Annotated in this window: 17 protein-coding genes and 1 tRNA gene; 9 read left to right on the top strand and 9 right to left on the bottom strand. The window is 72.2% G+C overall.

What is annotated here, in order from left to right:
- The first annotated feature begins 49 nt into the window (after window positions 1-49).
- From ACK4UM_RS09210 to ACK4UM_RS09200, 3 genes are all read left to right on the top strand, one after another.
- Window positions 50-1045: a hypothetical protein gene (locus tag ACK4UM_RS09210; RefSeq protein ID WP_409798028.1), complete on the top strand. Its 996-nt coding sequence runs from the start codon at window positions 50-52 to the stop codon at window positions 1043-1045.
- Between the two features lie 373 nt (window positions 1046-1418).
- Complete coding sequence (locus tag ACK4UM_RS09205) at window positions 1419-2711, top strand: adenylosuccinate synthase (protein ID WP_409798027.1); 1293 nt, start codon at window positions 1419-1421, stop codon at window positions 2709-2711.
- Between the two features lie 33 nt (window positions 2712-2744).
- A complete protein-coding gene (locus tag ACK4UM_RS09200) occupies window positions 2745-4157 on the top strand; it encodes a histidine kinase (protein ID WP_409798025.1) in 1413 nt (470 codons plus the stop codon).
- Between the two features lie 40 nt (window positions 4158-4197).
- On the opposite strand, the gene ACK4UM_RS09195 is transcribed toward ACK4UM_RS09200, so the two are convergent.
- Window positions 4198-4374: a hypothetical protein gene (locus tag ACK4UM_RS09195; RefSeq protein ID WP_409798023.1), complete on the bottom strand. Its 177-nt coding sequence runs from the start codon at window positions 4372-4374 to the stop codon at window positions 4198-4200.
- Between the two features lie 188 nt (window positions 4375-4562).
- Here ACK4UM_RS09195 and ACK4UM_RS09190 point away from each other — a divergent pair, with 188 nt between their 5' ends.
- Together ACK4UM_RS09190 and ACK4UM_RS09185 are read left to right on the top strand one after the other, a co-directional pair.
- On the top strand, window positions 4563-6104 hold the full coding sequence (locus ACK4UM_RS09190; RefSeq protein WP_409798021.1) for a helicase HerA domain-containing protein: 1542 nt from the start codon (window positions 4563-4565) through the stop codon (window positions 6102-6104).
- A 245-nt stretch (window positions 6105-6349) separates the two neighbouring features.
- Window positions 6350-7066, top strand: a complete 717-nt coding sequence (locus ACK4UM_RS09185) for a DUF937 domain-containing protein (protein WP_409798019.1) — start codon at window positions 6350-6352, stop codon at window positions 7064-7066.
- Between the two features lie 250 nt (window positions 7067-7316).
- Here the strand turns inward: ACK4UM_RS09185 and ACK4UM_RS09180 are convergent, their stop codons facing one another.
- Complete coding sequence (locus tag ACK4UM_RS09180) at window positions 7317-7853, bottom strand: MarR family winged helix-turn-helix transcriptional regulator (protein ID WP_409798017.1); 537 nt, start codon at window positions 7851-7853, stop codon at window positions 7317-7319.
- 111 nt (window positions 7854-7964) lie between these two features.
- On the opposite strand from ACK4UM_RS09180, the gene yihA reads away from it, so the two are divergent.
- Window positions 7965-8651, top strand: coding sequence for a ribosome biogenesis GTP-binding protein YihA/YsxC (gene yihA, locus ACK4UM_RS09175; RefSeq protein WP_409798015.1), 687 nt, complete (start codon window positions 7965-7967; stop codon window positions 8649-8651).
- On the top strand, window positions 8648-9028 hold the full coding sequence (locus ACK4UM_RS09170; protein ID WP_409798013.1) for a DUF423 domain-containing protein: 381 nt from the start codon (window positions 8648-8650) through the stop codon (window positions 9026-9028). The genes yihA and ACK4UM_RS09170 overlap by 4 nt, the downstream gene beginning before the upstream one ends.
- Window positions 9029-9291: 263 nt before the next feature.
- On the opposite strand, the gene ACK4UM_RS09165 is transcribed toward ACK4UM_RS09170, so the two are convergent.
- From ACK4UM_RS09165 to ACK4UM_RS09135, 7 genes are all read right to left on the bottom strand, one after another.
- Complete coding sequence (locus tag ACK4UM_RS09165; RefSeq protein WP_409798011.1) at window positions 9292-10521, bottom strand: class I SAM-dependent methyltransferase; 1230 nt, start codon at window positions 10519-10521, stop codon at window positions 9292-9294.
- Window positions 10518-11303, bottom strand: coding sequence for a DUF1365 domain-containing protein (locus ACK4UM_RS09160; RefSeq protein WP_409798009.1), 786 nt, complete (start codon window positions 11301-11303; stop codon window positions 10518-10520). Before ACK4UM_RS09160 ends, ACK4UM_RS09165 begins: the two co-directional genes overlap by 4 nt.
- Window positions 11300-12619, bottom strand: coding sequence for an NAD(P)/FAD-dependent oxidoreductase (locus ACK4UM_RS09155; RefSeq protein ID WP_409798086.1), 1320 nt, complete (start codon window positions 12617-12619; stop codon window positions 11300-11302). The genes ACK4UM_RS09160 and ACK4UM_RS09155 overlap by 4 nt, the downstream gene beginning before the upstream one ends.
- 21 nt (window positions 12620-12640) lie before the next feature.
- On the bottom strand, window positions 12641-14098 hold the full coding sequence (locus ACK4UM_RS09150; protein WP_409798007.1) for a cryptochrome/photolyase family protein: 1458 nt from the start codon (window positions 14096-14098) through the stop codon (window positions 12641-12643).
- A 140-nt stretch (window positions 14099-14238) separates the two neighbouring features.
- Entirely contained in the window at window positions 14239-14574 is a 336-nt protein-coding gene (locus tag ACK4UM_RS09145; protein WP_409798005.1) for a hypothetical protein, read from the bottom strand.
- Window positions 14575-14790: 216 nt separating this feature from the next.
- Window positions 14791-14866 (bottom strand) — tRNA-Asn (locus tag ACK4UM_RS09140).
- A gap of 88 nt (window positions 14867-14954) precedes the next feature.
- Window positions 14955-15590, bottom strand: a complete 636-nt coding sequence (locus tag ACK4UM_RS09135) for an exopolysaccharide biosynthesis protein (protein WP_409798003.1) — start codon at window positions 15588-15590, stop codon at window positions 14955-14957.
- A 119-nt stretch (window positions 15591-15709) separates the two neighbouring features.
- Between ACK4UM_RS09135 and ACK4UM_RS09130 the strand changes: the two genes are divergently transcribed.
- The gene (locus ACK4UM_RS09130) at window positions 15710-17011 is read left to right on the top strand and encodes an oligosaccharide flippase family protein (protein ID WP_409798002.1); all 1302 of its coding nucleotides are present in this window, start codon (window positions 15710-15712) and stop codon (window positions 17009-17011) included.
- Window positions 17012-17101: 90 nt separating this feature from the next.
- Window positions 17102-18151 (top strand): agmatinase, encoded by a 1050-nt coding sequence (speB, locus tag ACK4UM_RS09125; RefSeq protein WP_409798000.1) that lies wholly within the window; start codon window positions 17102-17104, stop codon window positions 18149-18151.
- The last annotated feature ends 27 nt before the right edge of the window (window positions 18152-18178 follow it).

The following is an 18178-nucleotide window of genomic DNA, read 5'->3' as shown; positions in this document are numbered from 1 at the left end:
GGGAAGCGTGGCAGGCTCGCCCGGTGCCGAACAGCCCGTGGAGTGCCCCATGGACCACGCCGCCAGCCCCGAGAGCCGCGATTTCGGCTCGGTCGAGCCGCTCGCCGGCCTTGCGGACCTGCCGCTGACGCCCGAGGGCGTGCTCGCCCTGCGCGCGCGCATCTTCGGGCCCGACGACGCCATCACGCTCGCCGAGGGCGAGACGCTCTTCGCGCTCGCGCGTCAGGTCGGCGAGCGCGGCTGCCGGGAATGGCGCGACTTCTTCTGCGAGGCCATCGCCGACCTGATGGTCCACCAGCTCGAGCCGCGCGGCTATCTCTCGGACGCGAACGCCGACTGGATGATCGCCCGGCTCGCGGGCCGCCCGGTCCTCGCGACCGAGTTCGCCGCGCTCCTCCACGTCATGGAGCGCGCGCGCGTCGTGCCCGATCGGCTGGCCGCCTTCGCGCTCGGCCTCGTCGAGCAGGTGGTGCTGACGGGGGAGGGGGAGGCGATCACGGGCGAGCGGCATGCGCCGGGTCGCGTGACTTTCGCCGACGTGCAGGCGCTGCGCCGGGTGCTCTACGTCGCCTCGAGCGAGGGGTTCGGCCACGTCACCCGCGCCGAGGCCGAGGTCCTGATGCGCATCGCCGAGGCGACGGCGGGCGCCGACAACGATCCGAGCTTCGCCGATCTCTACGCCCGCGCGATCGGCAACCACCTGCTCGCCGGCCCCGGGCGCCACGCCCCCGCGCGGCTGCAGGTCCTCGACCGCAACGCCTGGCTCGACCAGCGCCGCTCGATCGGCTCGGGCGTCCTGTCCACCTTCCGGCAGATGGCGGCGCAGGCCTTCGGCGTGACGACCCGCCCCGTGCCGGCCGCGGTCGACGATTCGAGCGGCCTCAGCCCCGATCGCGTCGACGACGAGGAGGCCGCTTGGCTGCTCGGCCGGCTGGAGGGGCGCCGCGAACTCGGCGATCCCGAGCGCGCGCTCCTCGCCTTCGTCGCGAGCGAAGCCCTCGAGATCTCCCCGCGCCTGCGCGCGCTGATGACCCGCGTCGCGTGAGCGCGCGCTCGGCATTGCCGGGCAGCCGACGGCTCCGGACCGCGAAAAACACAAAACCCCGCCGAAGCGGGGTTTTGGGACAGCGACAATATCTAGGCTACTCGAAGCTTGTCATCGCTCGGTGAGCAGCCTGCCCAGCAAGCTGGGTCTTAATGCCCGACGACCGGGTACGCTGCTACGCCTAGAACACGCGCGCTCGTTCCGCAAGCCGACCCGCGTCGCGTGAGCGCGCGGGCGCCCGCTTGACCTCGCGCGCGCGATCCATCAGAACGCCTTGCAAGGTAATCGCCCGCCCCGGCCTTGCGGCCGGGGTTTTTCGTTCGGGCGGGCGAGCGTGGCCGTCGGCGTCGCGCCGGGTGGAGAGGGGAGTGCGATGTCGAACGTCGTCGTCGTGGGCGCCCAATGGGGCGACGAGGGCAAGGGCAAGATCGTCGATTGGCTGTCGAGCCAGGCGGACGTCGTCGTGCGCTTCCAGGGCGGGCACAATGCCGGCCACACGCTGGTGATCGGCGGCACCGTGTACAAGCTCTCGCTCCTGCCCTCGGGCGTCGTGCGCGAGGGCACCCTGTCCGTCATCGGCAACGGCGTCGTGATCGACCCGCACGCGCTCGCCGCCGAGATCGAGCGGCTGCAGGGCCAGGGCGTCGCGATCTCCCGCGACAATCTGCGCATCGCCGACAACGCGACGCTCATCCTCTCCGTCCACCGCGAGCTCGACGCGCTGCGCGAGAGCGGCGGGCACGGCACCAAGATCGGCACGACGAAGCGCGGCATCGGCCCGGCCTACGAGGACAAGGTCGGCCGCCGCGCGATCCGCGTCAACGACCTCGCCGATTTCGGCGCGCTGCGCCCGAAGATCGAGCGGCTCCTGACCCACCACAACGCGCTGCGCCGCGGCTTCGGGCTGCCGGAATTCGAGCTGGAGGCGCTCTACGAGGAGCTCTCGAGCGTCGCGCCGAAGGTCCTGCCCTATATCGATGCCGTCTGGCGGCTCCTCGACGAGGAGCGGCGCGCGGGCAAGCGCATCCTGTTCGAGGGCGCGCAGGGCGCTCTCCTCGACGTCGATCACGGCACCTATCCCTTCGTGACCTCCTCGAACACGGTTGCCGGGCAGGCGGCGACGGGCTCGGGCCTGGGCCCGAGCGCGGTGGGCTACGTGCTCGGCATCGCCAAGGCGTACACGACGCGGGTGGGGGAGGGGCCGTTCCCGACCGAATTGTTCGACGAGATCGGCGAGCGCATCGGCGAGCGCGGGCGCGAATTCGGCACGGTGACGGGCCGCAAGCGCCGCTGCGGCTGGTTCGACGCGATGCTGGTGCGCCAGACGGTGCGCACGAGCGGGATTTCCGGCATCGCGCTCACCAAGCTCGACGTGCTCGACGGCTTCGACACGATCAAGGTCTGCGTCGGCTATCGCCTTGATGGCGACGCAATCGACCACTTTCCTGCCGCGCAGGACGCGCAAGCCCGAATCGAGCCGATTTACAAGGAGTTCGAGGGCTGGTCCGGCTCCACTGCCGGCGCGCGTTCCTGGGCGGATCTCCCGGCCCAGGCCGTGAAATACGTCCGCTTCATCGAGGAGCTCATCGGCGCGCCGGTGGCCTTGCTCTCGACGAGCCCCGAGCGCGACGACACGATCCTGGTGACGAATCCGTTCGAGGCTTGACGTATCGTTCCTCCTGAGGACACTCGCAACGCGATGGCCGACTACTACCCCCTGATCGCCCGTGCCGTGCAGGGCCTGGCGGATCCTGCGCCCGCCATGCGCGGTGCGGTCTACGACCGTGCGCGCGCGGCGCTCATCGACCAGTTGCGGGCACTCGACCCGCCGCTGTCGGAGGCGGACATCGATCGCGAGAGCGAGGCCCTCGAATCCGCGATCGCGCGCGTCGAGGCGGATTACATGCAGCCGGAGGCGGCGCTCGACGAGCCGGCCTTCGAGCCGCGCGATCCTGTTCCGCCCGCGCCCGAGCGCGCGAGCTCCTTCGCGGATCCCGCGCCGCGCTACGAGCCGGAGCCGCGCTACCAAGCCGAGCCGCGCTACGAGCCCGAGCCGCCGCCTGCGCCGGTCTCGACCTTCCAGCCGGCCTACCTGCGCAAGGCTAACGCCGCGCCCCGCGAAGAGGCGGCGCAGGACCGGCCGCCGCGCGGCGAGGAGGCCTCCGGCTTCAGCCTGCCCGATCAGCGCCGTCGCCCCGCTCTCGACGAGGTCGCCGCGGCGCCGGCTCCGGCCGAGCCGCCCCGCGCGCGCCCGCGCGTCGAATCCCGGCAGCGCAAGAGCGGCAGCGGCGCGACCGCGCGCGTCGCGATCATCGCGGCGGCGCTCGTCGTCGTCGTCGGCGCCATCGCGGGGACGGCCTACAGCCTGCGCGAGACGCCCGCCGAGGTCGTCGCCCGTGCGAGCGCGCCGGCCACCACGGCGGCGCCCGCGGACGAAGGCAAGATCGCCGAGCGGATCGGCGGGGCCCCGGCCGACGCGACCGCCGCGCCGACCGTCGTCGCCTCGGCGCCCGCGGCCCAGGCTCCCGCGCAGGAGCTCGGCGGCGGCAGCGCGGCGGCGATCCCGGTGGCGCAGCGCGCCGTCCTCTACGAGGAGGATCCGGTCAATCCCGGCGGCGAGCCGCGGGCCGCGGCCGGCCGCGCCGTCTGGCAGCTCACCTCGGGCGGCCAGGGCGAGCCGGCGGTGCGCGCCACCGTCGAGATCCCCGATCAGAACCTGCGGCTCGAGATGGTGATCCGCCGCAATCTCGATCCGACGCTGCCCGCCTCGCACACGATCGATCTTACCTTCGCGACCGGCGACATCGAGTCGCGCCGCGTGCGCGACATCGGTCTGCTGCAGCTGAAGGACACCGAGACGATCCGCGGCGCTCCGGTCGCCGGCCTGCCCGTGCCGGTGCGCGACAACCTGTTCCTGATCGGCCTGTCGAACCTGCCGCGGGACGTCGAGCGCAACGCCCAGCTCCTGACCGGCCGCAATTGGATCGACCTGCCGATCCGCCTCGCGAGCGGCCAGCGCGCGATCCTGTCCTTCGAGAAGGGCAATGCCGGCTCCCAGGCGATGGCGGAGGCCTTCGAGCGTTGGGGCGCGGTCCGCACGAGCGGCAATTGAGGGCGCGCCTTCCCCTCGGCGGGGGAAGGCGGCTCTCGGCTCACGCGTCGGGGGGCACGGAGAGGCCGAGCTCGGAGAGCTTGGCGTGCACGTCCGCCTGCGAGCGCTTGGTCTTCATGCTGATGACGCTCGCGGGCACGTTCTCGCGCGCGAGCGCGATCAGCTCCTGCACCTGCTCGTAGGTCCAGGGACGGCTTTCCGAAGCGATGTCGTTCATCGTCGTCTCCCGTTCGTCCGGTTGCGTTGCGGGCGACGGGCGTCGCGTCGCCCGTGTCGAGAATGGGAGCGCCCCCGCCGCGGTTCAAGCTGTGGAGGGTCCGGACCCCGGGGCTGCATAAGGGCGGCCGACTTGCTAGGACGGGTCTCGGACGAGACGCGAGCGCGCGGGAGGATCGAGAGAGGCGGATGAGCGTCGGCATCGACATGGGCGAGATCGCGCCGCCGGGCGGGGTGGGCGATGGTGGGCGAATGCTCCTCGATCTCGAGGAACTCCTCGCGACGCGCCTCCTCGTCCAGGGCAATTCCGGCTCCGGCAAGTCGCACCTCCTGCGCCGCCTGCTCGAGCAGAGCGCGCCCTGGGTGCAGCAATGCGTCGTCGACCCCGAGGGCGACTTCGTCACGCTCGCGGACAAATACGGCCACGTCGTCGTCGAGGCGGAACGCTCGGAGGCCGATCTCCAGCGCGTCGCCGCGCGCGTGCGCCAGCACCGCGTCTCGGTGGTGCTGAGTCTCGAGGGGCTCGACGCCGAGCAGCAGATGCGCGCGGCCGCCGCCTTCCTCGGCGGCCTGTTCGACGCCGAGCGCGACCATTGGTACCCGATGCTCGTCGTCGTCGACGAGGCCCAGCTCTTCGCCCCGGCCGCGGCCGGCGAGGTGTCCGACGAGGCGCGGAAGGTCTCGCTCGGCGCGATGACGAACCTGATGTGCCGCGGCCGCAAGCGCGGCCTCGCCGGCATCATCGCCACCCAGCGCCTCGCCAAGCTCGCCAAGAACGTCGCGGCCGAGGCCTCGAACTTCCTGATGGGCCGCACCTTCCTCGACATCGACATGGCGCGCGCGGCCGATCTCCTCGGCATGGAGCGCCGCCAGGCGGACGCGTTCCGCGATCTCGCGCGCGGGCATTTCGTCGCGCTCGGTCCCGCGCTCTCGCGCCGTCCGGTCTCCGTGAAGATCGGCACCGTCGAGACCGCCGCCCGCTCCTCCTCGCCGAAGCTGATGCCCCTGCCGGAGGCGCCGGGGGAGGCGGTGCGCGATCTCATCCTCGCGCCGCTCGAACCCGAGCCGATGCGCCCGCGCCCCGAGCGCCGCCCCGCGCCGCCCCCGCCGCCCTCGACGAACGACCTCCTCGCCGAGCTCGTCCGCGCCCGCCCCGCCGGCACCGCGGCGCCGCAGGAGGAGACGCTGCCGGCGGCCGAGCGCGAGGCGGTGCTCGACGAGGTCCTGCGGGAGATCCTCGCCGATCCGGATGCGGCGTTCCGCTCGGTCGCGGTCCTGTACCAGGACTTTTTGGTGCGCCTGCGCATCCGGCGCGTGCCGGGAGAGGCGCCCTCGCTGCCCTCCTTCCGCAAGCGCCTCGCGGTCGCGCGGGCGGGAGTCGATGCGGGCGCCGTGGACGACGAGGCATGGGCGCGCGCCGAGGCCGCGGCGGCGGATCTGCCGGACGACATCCAGGGCGTCTATCTCATCCTCGCGCGGGCCGCGCTGGAAGGCGCGCCGTGCCCCTCCGACGGCGCCATCGCGCGCGCCTGCGGCAGCCGCTCGCCCGGTCGCGCCCGCCGGCTCGTGCAATACATGGAGACGCGCGGCTTCGTCGTGACCCGCGCGGACCTGCGCGGCCAGCGCATCGTCGCCCTGCCGGATCTCGGCGTCGAGACCGCCCCCGGAGACCCCGCCGCCGCCGACGAGCCACCCGACGCGCCCGAGCGCGACCTGTTCGCGGCGGGGTGAGCGCCATCCCTCCCCGGAGGGGAGGGTGGACCCTGGAGCGGAGCGACAGGGGCCGGGTGGGGCCCGGTCGGAGAACTCCCCGCAGGCGTCGTGCCCCACCCGACCTCCTCGCTTCGCTCGGAGGCCACCCTCCCCTCCGGGGAGGGACGTGCCCCGTTCGGGGGCATTCCCTTCGGCGCGATGACGCGTCATGCTGTGGACGGCATCCCGCGCGGGCGGGAGCGGGACGAGAGGCGCCGGGGTCGATGCACACCTTCTTCGAGATGATCCGCGACGCGCAATCGGGTGCGGCCGCGGACCTGTTCTTCCGGCAATTCGGGGTCTCCCCGGAGGAGACGGCGAAGGCGGTCTCGGCGCTGATGCCGGCCTTCGCGCTCGGCCTCGAGAAATCCGCGCAACGCCCGGACGCCATGGCCGAACTCACCCGCCTGATGACGAAGAGCGGCTTCGGCGGCCTGAGCGCGAGCCCGCAGGCGATCTTCTCGCAGCAGGCGATCGCGCTCGGCGAGGAGGTGATGGGCAAGCTTTTCGGCTCGCCCGCCCTCGCCAAGGCGATCGCCGAGCAGGCGGCGGCGATGTCGGGCGTCGCTCAGGAATCGGTCGCCAAGATCATGCCGGTGATGGCCGCGACCATGATCGACGCCATGGCCCAGGCCGCGCGCTCGGGCGCGGAGGCGAGCGCGCGCGCGCAGCCCGCGTCGAAGCCGGCGTCGAAGCCCGCCGCCAAGCCCTCCAATGCCGAGAACCCCTGGGAGGCGATGTTCGCCACGATGATGGGCGCGCCCGAGAAGCCCGCCCCCGAGCCGGAGCCCGAGCCCGAGCCGCGCGACCCCGCCCACGCCGCCGCCGAGGACGCCTTTGCCGCCTATGCGAAGCTCGTCGATGCCGGCCGCGAGATGCAGGACGCGCAGCTCAAAATGATGAAGGCGATGATGGACGCCTATCTCGGCAAGAAGGGCTGAGCGCGCGGCCCGACACCGACGGCTGTCATCCCGGGCCGCGAAGCGGACCCGGGACCCATACGCTCCACGACCGTCCGAGCGCGCATGCCGCGCTCGCGCTGCACCCTCGCAGCGGCGCTCGTCGGAGAAACGCAGCCTACAGGCTGCGACTGAAGCCTCGTGGGTCTGGGTCCCGGATCGCCTTCGGCGTCCGGGATGACAGCGTCGGACGTCGGTTGTCGAACCCGACTCGCCGCTCGCCCGCGGCACCTCACCCCTCCGGCATCACCCCGCGCAGCCCCTTGGCGCGCAGGACCGCGCTCGCGTCCTCCACCTTGGCGAGCGCGCCTTCGAGCGCGGCGCGCTCGGCGGCGTCGAGGCCGGCGACGAGCTCCGCCTCGAGGCGCAGCGCGAGCCGGGAGATGTCGAGGAACACGCGCCGACCCTCGCTCGTCAGCGCGATCGCGGCGAAGCGCCGGTCGCGCCGCGCCGATTCGCGGCCTGCGAGGCCGAGCTCGACGAGGAGCCCGATCGCGCGGCTCGCGGCGAACTGGTCGAGCCCCGCGGCCTGCGCGATCTCGCCCGCGCTCGCGCCGGGGCGCGCGCCGACGACCGCCATCGCCCGCCAGGCGGCGAGCGTCAGGCCGTAGCGCGGCGCGTAATAGCTCTGGAGGATCTCGGCGATGCGCGTCGCGACGCCGAACAGGCGGTAGGGGAGCCACGTCTCGAGGACGATCGCCGGGTGGCCCTCTCCTGCGCCCGCGCCCTCGTCCGGTCCGCTCGGCTCCGCTCTCGGAGGTTTCGCCATCGTCCACCCACGCGTTTCCCCGGGGCTTCGTGTCGCGCATATGCCGCGACGGGGCAAGAGGCGGCAGGCGGGCCGCTTGCCAGATCGCGCGAGACCCGTCATGAACGAGCCATGGCCGAACACGATCAGGACGAGACGCTCGCCGAAGCTGGGCGCAAGCTGTTCGCGCGCGAGGCGCGCTTCACCGCCGCCGTCGACAAGGTGGAGCGGCTTCCCCCCATGAGCGGGCTCGAGATCGCCTTCGCCGGGCGCTCGAACGTCGGCAAGTCGAGCCTCGTCAACGCGCTGACGGGGCGCAACGCGCTCGCGCGCACCTCGCACACGCCGGGCCGCACGCAGGAGCTGATCTTCTTCGACGTCGGCTCCACCTTCACCCTCGTCGACATGCCCGGCTACGGCTATGCGGCGGTCGGCAAGGAGAAGGTGCGGGCCTGGACGCAGCTGATCCGCGATTACCTGCGCGGGCGCTCCAATCTCGTGCGCGTGCTGCTGCTGATCGATTCGCGCCACGGCGTGAAGCAGAACGACGAGGAGATCCTCGATCTCCTCGACAAGGCGGCGGTGCCCTACCAGATCGTGCTGACCAAGGCCGATGTGCCGAAGAAGGCCGAGCTCGACGCCGTGATCGAGGCGACCCGCGCCGCGATCGCCCGCCGCCCGGCCGCCTTCCCCGAGATCGTCGTCACCTCGAGCCGCGCCAAGGACGGCATCGCCGACCTGCGCACCGCGATCGCGCGGCTCCTCTCCGAGCGCGGGGTCGCGCTGCCGACGGTCGAACCGAGAGGCGAGGGGGCGTGAACGTGGGCGTGCGGCTCCTCGTCGCCGCCTCGGGGCTCGCGGGCCTTCTCGGGGTCGCGGCTTCCGCCATGGCCGCGCACGTGACGGGCGGCGGCTCGCTCGCGATCGCCGGCACCTTCCTCCTCATCCACGCCGCCGCGCTCCTCGGCCTCGCCGCCCTCGTCGGACAGGGCCTCGTCAGCCGCCGCTTGGGCCTCCTCGCCGGCGCGATCCTGGTGGCGGGCCTCGTCCTGTTCTGCGGCGACATCGCGCTTCGCGTGGGCGCGGGCGTGACGATGTTCCGCTGGGCCCCCCCGACGGGCGGGTTCCTCATGATGGCCGGATGGGCGCTCGTCGCCACGGCGAGCCTGCGCGGGCGCGGCGCGTCGGTGGGGTGAGCCCCCGGGTGCGTACTTCGTGATCAGCCGCCGCCGCTCTCCTTCCCCTCAGGGGAAGGTGGCCCGGCGGCGAAGCCGACGGGTCGGATGGGGTCATTCGCCGCGACAGCGGCGAAGGGGCGTCGTCTTAGAGCCCCTTACGTTCGGAGAAGCCCAACGCCCCTTCGACCCTTCGGGTCGAAAGACCCCATCCGTCTCCGACCCCTGTTCGGGGTCGGAGCCACCTTCCCCTGAGGGGAAGGAGAGGGAGCGACCGCTGCCCCCTAACCCCGCCGCACCACCATCTGCCGCACGTCCGTGTTGCGCGTGGCGAAACCCGTTTCGCAATAGGCGAGGTAATAATCCCACATCCGCCGGAAGCGGGCGTCGAAGCCGAGCGTCTCGAGCCGCGGGCCGGACGCGCGGACGCGCTCGCGCCAGATGGCGAGCGTGCGGGCGTAATCGGCGGCGTAGGAGCGGTCCTCGACGGTGTCGAGCCCGGCGCGGGCGGGGAGTGCCGTCAGGATGCCGTCGGAGGGCAGCATGCCGCCGGGGAAGACGCGGGCGCGGATGAAGTCGATTTCGGTGCGGTAGCGCGGATAGCGCGCGTCGCAGATCGTGATCGCCTGCAGCCCCGCGAGCCCGCCGGGCACGAGCCGATCGTGCAGCACCCGGAAGAAGCGCTCCCAATAGGCCTCGCCGACGGCCTCCAGCATCTCGATCGAGACGATCCGGTCGAACTGTCCCGCGACATCGCGATAATCCTCGAGCCGGATGTCGATGCGCTCGGAAAGCCCCGCCTCGTGGACGCGGCGGCGGGCGACGTCGGCCTGGGCTTGGGAGATCGTCAGCGCCGTGACGCGGCAGCCGATCTCGCGGGCGGCGAAGAGCGCGAAGCTGCCCCAGCCGCAGCCGATCTCGAGCACGTGCGCGGAGGGCTCGATGCGCGTCGCTTCGGCGAGCCGCCGGTTCTTGCGCGTCTGCGCCGCTTCGAGATCGTCGCCCTCGGCGAAGATCGCGCTCGAATAGGTGAGGTCGCGGTCGAGCCAGGCGGCGTAGAAGGCCTCGCCGAGGTCGTAATGGTCGGCGATGTTGCGCCGCGCGCCCGCCCGCGTGTTGCGCCGCAGCGCATGCCCGATCCGCCGCAGCAGGAGCCGCGGCCAGGGTTCGGAGACGATGCGCGCCTCCCTGGGGCGGCTCGAGGCGAAGAGGAGGAGGAGCGCCGCGAGGTCCGGCGTGTCCCAGAGCCCATCGACATAGGCCTCCGCGAAGCCGATCTCGCCGCCGAAGACGACGCGCCGCGCGAACGCCGCGTCGCGGATCGCGAGCCGTGCGGCGGGGCCCGGCGCCTTGCCCGCGAAGAGGAGCACGCGCCCGTCCGGCAGAGCCACCTCGAGCCGTCCCGCCTCGATCGCGAGGCCGATCGCGAGGAGCCGGCGCAGGAGGAAGGGCAGCCCGCGCGCGACGCGTGCGAGGGTCTCGCGCGTGACGACGATCGGGGTCTCCTCGCTCACGCCGCTGCGTCTCCGATGCGCTCGCCCGCGCGCGTCCCGGTGCCCTTGCGCGGATGGGGGTGGACGCGGATGCCCTTGGCGAGAAGACGCAAGGCCTGCCAATGGATTGCGACGACGACCTTGAGCGTCATCAGAGGCGTGCGGGCGAGCGCCGCGAGAAGCGTGCGGCTCGACAGAGCCCGCCGCGCGCCGGCGAAGATCGCGGTGAGGATCGGCCCCTGCGCGTCGCTCTCGACGATCGACACGCGCGCTTCCGCCCCCGGCGCTTCGAGCCCGAAGCGATAGGAGAGCTCCATCGGCAGAAAGGGCGAGACGTGGAAGGCCTTGTCCGCGCTCGCGCGGGCGCGATCCGCGGCGAGGGCGAGCGGGTAGGTGTGGCGCTCGCCGAAGGTGTTGCGCACCTCCGCGAGCGCGCCCACGAGCCGACCCTGCGCATCGGTGCCGTAATAGACGCTGATCGGGTTGAAGGCGTAGCCGGCGATGCGCGGATAGGCCATCAGCCACACCCGCTCCGCCGCGATCCCGGCGCGGGCGAAGGCGGCGCGGGCCTGATCGGCGAGCGGCGCGGTCGCGTCGGCCTCGCCGTGGTCGCCAGGGTGGAAGGCGACGAGGTTGAACCGCCCGACCGAGAACAGCGGCGAAGCGCGGTCGAGCTCGGGCAGGCGATCGAGATCGGCGAGGAGCGTGAAGACGCGGTAGCGGAAGCGGTGGGCGCGCGGGCGCAGGCGCGCATGCATCACGCGGCCCACATAGAGCGCGCCCGCCGGGCCGTCCGGGCTCATTCGGCGGCTTCCGCGAAGCTGCGCGGGTCGATCCGCCAGGGGATCGTCGCGCCGAGCGCCTCGGCGGCGAGGAGGCCGGAGACGAGCCCGTCCTCGTGGAAGCCGTATTTGGTCCACGCGCCCGCGAAATGGACGCCGCCGCCGCCCTGGATCTCGGGCAGCCGCGCCTGCGCGGCGATGGCCGCCTGGTCGAATTGCGGATGGGCGTAGGAGAAGGTGCGGAAGACGCTGCCGGGCGCCGGCGGGCGCGGCGGGTTGAGGCTCACGAAGAGCGGCCGGGAGGGATCGATGCCCTGCAGCGCGTTCATGTGATAGGTGACGCAGACCTCGTCGTCCGAGTGCTTGATCACGTTCCACGCCGCCCAGGAGCGCGCGTCGCGCGGCATCAGGCCGCGATCGCGGTGCAGATAGACGTCGTTCTCGCGGTAGCGGATGGCGCCGAGCACCGCCCGCTCGGCCGCGGAGGGGGTCTCCAGGAGCGCGAGCGCCTGATCGCTGTGGCAGGCGAGGACGACCGCGTCGTAGCGCTCGCTGCCGCGCGCCGTGACGATCTCCACGCCCTGCGCGTCGCGCCGCACGGCGCGCACCGGATCGTCGAGCCGCAGCCCGTCCGCGAAGCTCGCCGTCATCGCCGTCACGTAAGTCCGCGAGCCGCCGGTCACCGTGCGCCAGGTCGGCCGCTCGATGCGCAAGAGGCGGTGGTTCTCGAAGAAGGACAGGAAGGACGCCGCCGGAAAGTCGAGGATGTCGCCCGGCGGCATCGACCAGATGGCCGAGCCCATCGCGACGACGTAATCCTCGCGGAAGCGGCGGGAGAAGCGCCGGCTCGCGAGGTAATCGCCGAGGCTCAAGCCCTCCAGCCGGCCCGCATGCAGATCCGCGACGCCGCTCCTGTTGAAGCGCACGAGATCGCGCAGGACGAGGAGGTGGACGGGGGAGGGGATGCCGATCCCGTTCGGCACGAGCCCGCCGAGGAGTCGCGAGGGCCGGCTCGTCCAGGTCAGCCGCGCGCTCCCCGAATCCTCCCAGTCCGAGACCGAGAAGCTCATGTCGGAGGCCTGCGTGCCGATGCCGAGATGGGCGAGGAGGCGCGTGAAATTGGGGTAGTTCGGCTCGTTGTAGACGATGAAGCCGGTATCCACCGTGATCGGCGCGTCGTCATACGCGACATCCACCGTCGCCGCGTGCCCGCCCGCGCGCCCATCCGCCTCGTAGACGGCGAGACGGTGGCGCGAGCCGACCGCCAACGCCCATGCGGCGCCGTTGCCGGCGATGCCGGTGCCGACGACGGCGATCCGCTTCTGCGCGCTCACGATACGCTCACCTCGCGCGCGATCTCAGGCCGCGGCCCGTTTCATCGTGGCGAGCGCCTCGAGCGCTCGATCGCGGGCCTTCTCATGAACGACGATGGGCAACGGATAGGTCTCCCCGAGGCGAATGCCCGCCTCTTCTAGCACGTTCCGCGGCGCTTCCCAGGGGGCGTGGAGGAAACGTGAAGGCAGGCGGGCGAGCTCGGGGACATAGCGACGCACGTAATCCCCCTTCGGATCGAAGCGCGTCCCCTGGGCCACGGGGTTGAAGATGCGGTAATAGGGCGCGGCGTCCATGCCCGACCCGGCCACCCATTGCCAGGAGGCGGCGTTGTTGGCTGAGTCCGCGTCGCACAACGTGTCCCAGAACCAGTCCTCGCCGCGCCGCCAGTCGATCAGGAGGTGCTTGACGAGGAAGGAGGCGACGACCATCCGCACGCGGTTGTGCATGAACCCCGTCGTCCACAATTGCCGCATGCCGGCATCGACGAGCGGATAGCCGGTGCGCCCGCGCTGCCAGGCTTCGAGCGCGGCCTCGTCCTCGCGCCAGGGGAACGCGTCGAAGGCGCGCTGCAGGTTCGTGCGCGCCATGTCGGGGGTCTCGAAGAGAAGCTGGTGGGAGAAATCGCGCCAGGCGAGCTCGGAGCGCAGCGTGTCGTAATCGCCCGCGCCGACGCTGCCCGAATCGCGCGCGTGCAGGGCGGCGTGGACGATCTGGCGCGGCGAAATCTCGCCGAATCGCAGATGCGGGGAGAGCATCGAGGTCGATTCGACGTCCGGCCGGTTGCGCCGCTCCGCATAACCCGCGAGCGGCCCGTCGACGAAGGCCGCGAGCCGCGCCCGCGCGCCCGCCTCGCCGCGGGTGAAGGTCGCGCGCAGGCCGCCCGCCCAATCGGGCGCCGTCGGCTCGAGCGCGAGATCTGCGATCGCGAGCGTCCGCGCGAGAAGCGCGTCGGGGATCTCGGCTGCGGGGATGCGGCCGGGGGCGGGGAGGGGGCGCGGCGGCGGATCGAGCGCGACGCAGGCGTTCTTGAAGGGGGTGAAGACGCGGTAGCTCCCGCCGGTCTTCGTGCGCACCTCGCCCGGCTCGCAGAGAAGGCGGGCGTTGAAGCTCGCGGCCTTGACGCCGTCGGCCTTGAGCGAGGCCTTCAGTTCGGCGTCGATCGCGCGCTCGGCGCCGTAGCGGCGGTTCCAGAAGACGGCGCTCGCTCCGAGCGCGGTCACGGCCTGCGGGATCGCCTCGCGCGCCGCCCCGCGCATCACGAGAAGCCGCCCGCCGCGGCTCTCCAGCGCCTCGGCGAGCGCCGCGAGCGAGCCGGCGAGCCACCAGCGCGATGCGCCGCCGAGCGGGCGGATCTCGGGAGAGGTCTCGTCGAGAAGGTAGAGGCAGGCGACGGGCGCGCCGCTCTCGATCGCGGCGGCGAGGGCCGGGTTGTCGGAAAGGCGCAGGTCCTCGCGGAACCAGACGAGCGCGGGACCGGACACGGGGGACACCTCTCGAGCGACGCGAAATGCCGCCAGGATATTCACCTTCGCCGCCCCGTTGAACCGCGATCGGCGCGACTTCGGGCCGCAGGCGGGGGGGGCGTCAGAAGACGGCCATATCGCGGATCAGATGGAGGCCATCACCGCTTCGGGCTGGCGCCGATCACTTCGCGTCCGTTGAACTTGTATAGAACGACCCGGAGATCGGTGGTCAGCTGGCAGAAGACGGTCCCGGTACTCGTCGGCATCGCGATCGTAATCAGATCCTGTCCTTCGAAGGGTCCGGCGACTTGCCGGATCACCGCCTCCTGAGAATAGCCTAACGACCGATCAGGAAGCGAAGCTTCGACGAATCCACGCTCAACGGCCGCATCGTCACAGGCATGCCAAGCTTCGCTGAAGTCGACCTCGGCCAGCGTGGGGCTGGTACTCGCCACGGCCATGATCGCCGCGAGCATGGCCTGTTTGAATTTCATTCTGCGTCTCCATGGTTGCGCCTGGCGCGACGCGACGTGCCCGCACGAGGCGACAACATGGTGCAGCGAAACGGGTCGGCGAGCCGAGTGTAGGCAACGCGCCTGAATCCGCCGCTCCGCATTCTGCGTCGTCACCGCCATCGACGAAGCGAACGCAGTGCCGCCGGCACACGTCACACGCGACAAGCCCGAGTATCTGATCGTGGCGGAAAAGGTTGGCTCCCCGAGTAGGACTCGAACCTACGACCGAGCGGTTAACAGCCGCTTGCTCTACCAACTGAGCTATCGGGGACCACGAGCGGGGATATATCGGGTGGCTTCCGGGGATGCAAGCCCGGTTTTTCGGGTCGGGCGGAAAAAATCGGCGGGGCGGCCGCGCGTCACAGGAAGGAGAACAGGAACGCGATCACCGTCGTGCCCGCGAGCGCGAGGAAGCCGATCCACACGAGCGCGATCGCGGTGCCGGCGAGCATCAGGAGCCCGTCCTTCTCGATCATGCCGATCGAGAGCACCGCGACGCCGATCGCCGGCACGGTGTTGGTGAGCGGGAGCGGCGTGAGGATCGACAGCGAGGCGATCACCATCGCGAGCCCGAACAGCTTCTCGGCGACCCGCGACGAGAGCGCGGAGAGGCGCGGGCGCGCGAGCAGCTCGAGGCGGCGCAGCCACGGCCCGCCGCGGGCGGCGAGCGCCCGCAGATCGTCGCGGCGGATGGTGCGCGCGCGCATCGGATCGGGCAGCCAGAGCGTCTGGCGGCCGATCAGGATCTGCGTCGCGACGAACACCATCGGCAGGGAGAAGACCTGCGGCACGCCGTAGAGGAACGGGATCGCGCAGGGCAAAGCGAGGATCAGGAGGACGAGGCCGAAGGCGCGCTCGCCGAGCACGTCGACGATCTGCCCGAGGCTCACCCGCTCGTCCGGCGCCGCGGCGGCGAGCCGCTCGAGGAGATCGGAGGCGCGGGCGGCGTGCGCCGGCTCGGCGGCGGGCAGTTGCGAGGGAGCGGCGCTGGACATGAGGCGAGGGACCCGGTGGGCGGATGGGACGAGAGCCGCGACATCGGTAGCGCCGCCCGCGCGCGAAGTCCAATCCCCGGTAACGGGATCTGAACGCACAGCCGCTAAGCGAGACCCGCATGACGCCCCTCGCAGCGAACCTCGCCAGATTGTCGACCGACCTGCGCGACGCGGGCGCGCGCGTGCTCGCCGCGGGCGGGGCGTTCGCCCTCTGGGCCTTCGCGATTCGCGTGGCCGCCGCGCTCGTCGCCTTCGTGGCGCAGATCGCGATCGCGCGCATCGTCGGCGAGGGCGAGTACGGGCGCGTCGCCGCGGCGGTCACGGTGCTCGGCGTCGCGGCGGCGCTCGCGGTGTTCGGCCTTGATGTCGCGGCGCAGCGTTTCGTCGCGCGCTATCGCCAGGAGAACGATCCGCCGGCGCTCGCGGGCTTCCTCCTGTTCTCGCGGGCGCTCGCGCTCGCGGTCGGGGGGGCGGTCGGCATCGTCGGCGCGCTCGCGCTCGCCCCCCACGATCCCGTTCTCGCGCTCGCCTTCGCCATGCTGCCGGCGATGGCCCTGATGATGGTGCAGGAGGGGATCGCGAAATCCTTCGACTGGCCGATCCTCGCGCTCGCGCCGAGCTATCTCCTGCGCCCGCTCCTGATGCTCGCCCTCGTCGGCGCGGGGCTCGCGCTCGGCATCGGCCGGGGCGCGACCGAGGTGATGCTCGCGATGCTCGTCGCGACGAGTCTCGTCTGCGGCGTCCAGGCCCTGATGCTGCGCCCGCGGATCGCGCCGATGCTGCCGCCGGGCGGCGCGCGCCGGATCGAGGGGCGCCACTGGCTCGGCGTGTCGGTGCCGCTCCTCGTCGGCGATGTCGGCGCGCTCGTGGCGGTGAGCGCGGACGTGATCGCGCTCGCCTGGTTCCGCTCCGCCGAGGAGGCGGGGATCTATTTCGCCGCCGTGAAGAGCCTCGCCCTCGTGCCCTTCGTGGCCTACGCGATCTCGAACGCGATCGCCCACCGCGTCTCGGCGCTGCACGTCCGCGGCGATCGCGAGGCCTTGCGGGCGATGGTGCGGCGCGCGACGCTCGCGACGCTCGTGCCCTCGGTCGTCTTCGCGGCGGCGCTCGTGGCGCTCGGCCCCTTCGTGCTCGGCCTCTTCGGTCCCGGCTTCGTCGAGGCCTGGCCGGCGATGGCGATCGTCGCCGCCGGCACCGTGGCGCTCGCGGCGGTCGGGCCGGCCGAGCGGGTGCTCGCCATGGTCGGGGCGGAGCGGACCTATGCCCGCATCTATGTCGGCGCGGGCGTCCTCGCCTGCGTCCTCGCGCTCGCTTTGGTGCCGGCCTACGGCGTGATCGGCGCGGCGAGCGCGCTCGCGCTCACCATGCTCGCCGAGGCGATCGCCCTCGGGCTCGCGGTGCGCCGGGTGCTCGCCCGCTGAGGACATCGCGCGAGCGCATCCCGCGCGATCGCCCGCTTGACGCTCCCGCCCCGCCGCTCGAAGCTCGCGCGACGAGACGCGGAGCGGATCATGGATCAGGACAAGCTCGCCCGGCTGCGGGCGAAATACGCGAACGCCAAGGGCGGGGACGTCTTCGACCCGGCCTTCAAGGCGGTGGCGGACACGCAGTTCATGAGCGGCGAGCGGCGGCGCTGGCCCTTCATGGAGCCGGCGACCTTCCTCGCCGCGCCCTATCGCCCGGACGCCGCTTCAAACGGCTTCGCCGGGCTCGACGTCGCGATCGTCGGCGTGCCGATGGATCTCGGCGTGACGAACCGCACCGGCACCCGCTTCGGCCCGCGCGCGGTGCGCGGCATCGAGCGGATCGGCCCCTACGAGCACGTGCTCAAGGCGCTGCCGACCTACGAGCTGCGCGTGGCGGACGTGGGCGACGTGCCGCTCGAGAGCCGCTTCTCGCTCGAGCGCTGCCATGCCGACATCGAGGCCTATTTCCGCGATCTCGTCGGCGCGGGCGTGCGTCCCCTCGCGGTGGGCGGCGACCATTCGATCTCGCTTCCGATTCTCAAGGCGGTCGGCGCCGAGCGGCCGGTGGGCATGATCCATATCGACGCCCATTGCGACACGTCCGGCGAATACGAGGGCGCCAAGTTCCACCACGGCGGCCCCTTCCGCCGCGCCGTGCTCGACGGCGTGCTCGATCCCGAGCGCACGATCCAGATCGGCATCCGCGGCTCGGCCGAATGGCTGTGGGAATTCTCCACCGAAAGCGGCATGACGGTGATCCACGCCGAGGAGGTCGACACGCTGGGCATCCCCGCGATCGTCGAGCGCGCGCGCGCGATCGTCGGCGAGGGGCCGGTTTACGTCTCCTTCGACATCGATTCGATCGACCCCGCCTTCGCCCCCGGCACCGGCACGCCGGAGGTCGGCGGGCTCACGCCGCGCGAGGTGCTCGCGCTGATGCGCGGGCTCGCCGGGCTCGACGTGATCGGAGGCGACGTCGTCGAGGTCGCGCCCCAATACGACGCGACGACGAACACCGCCCACGTCGCCGCCCAGATGCTCCTCGAGATCCTCTGCCTGATGGCGCGGGCGCCGTCTTTCTCTTCCTCCCGTTGACCGAGCGCGCCCGGCGGGCTTCACTCG

Origin of the sequence: Salinarimonas sp. (assembly GCF_046292825.1) — a bacterium.
GTDB lineage: Bacteria > Pseudomonadota > Alphaproteobacteria > Rhizobiales > Beijerinckiaceae > Salinarimonas.
The sequence above is the reverse complement of the archived record's forward strand: the minus strand, read 5'-3'. Positions and strand labels throughout refer to the sequence as shown.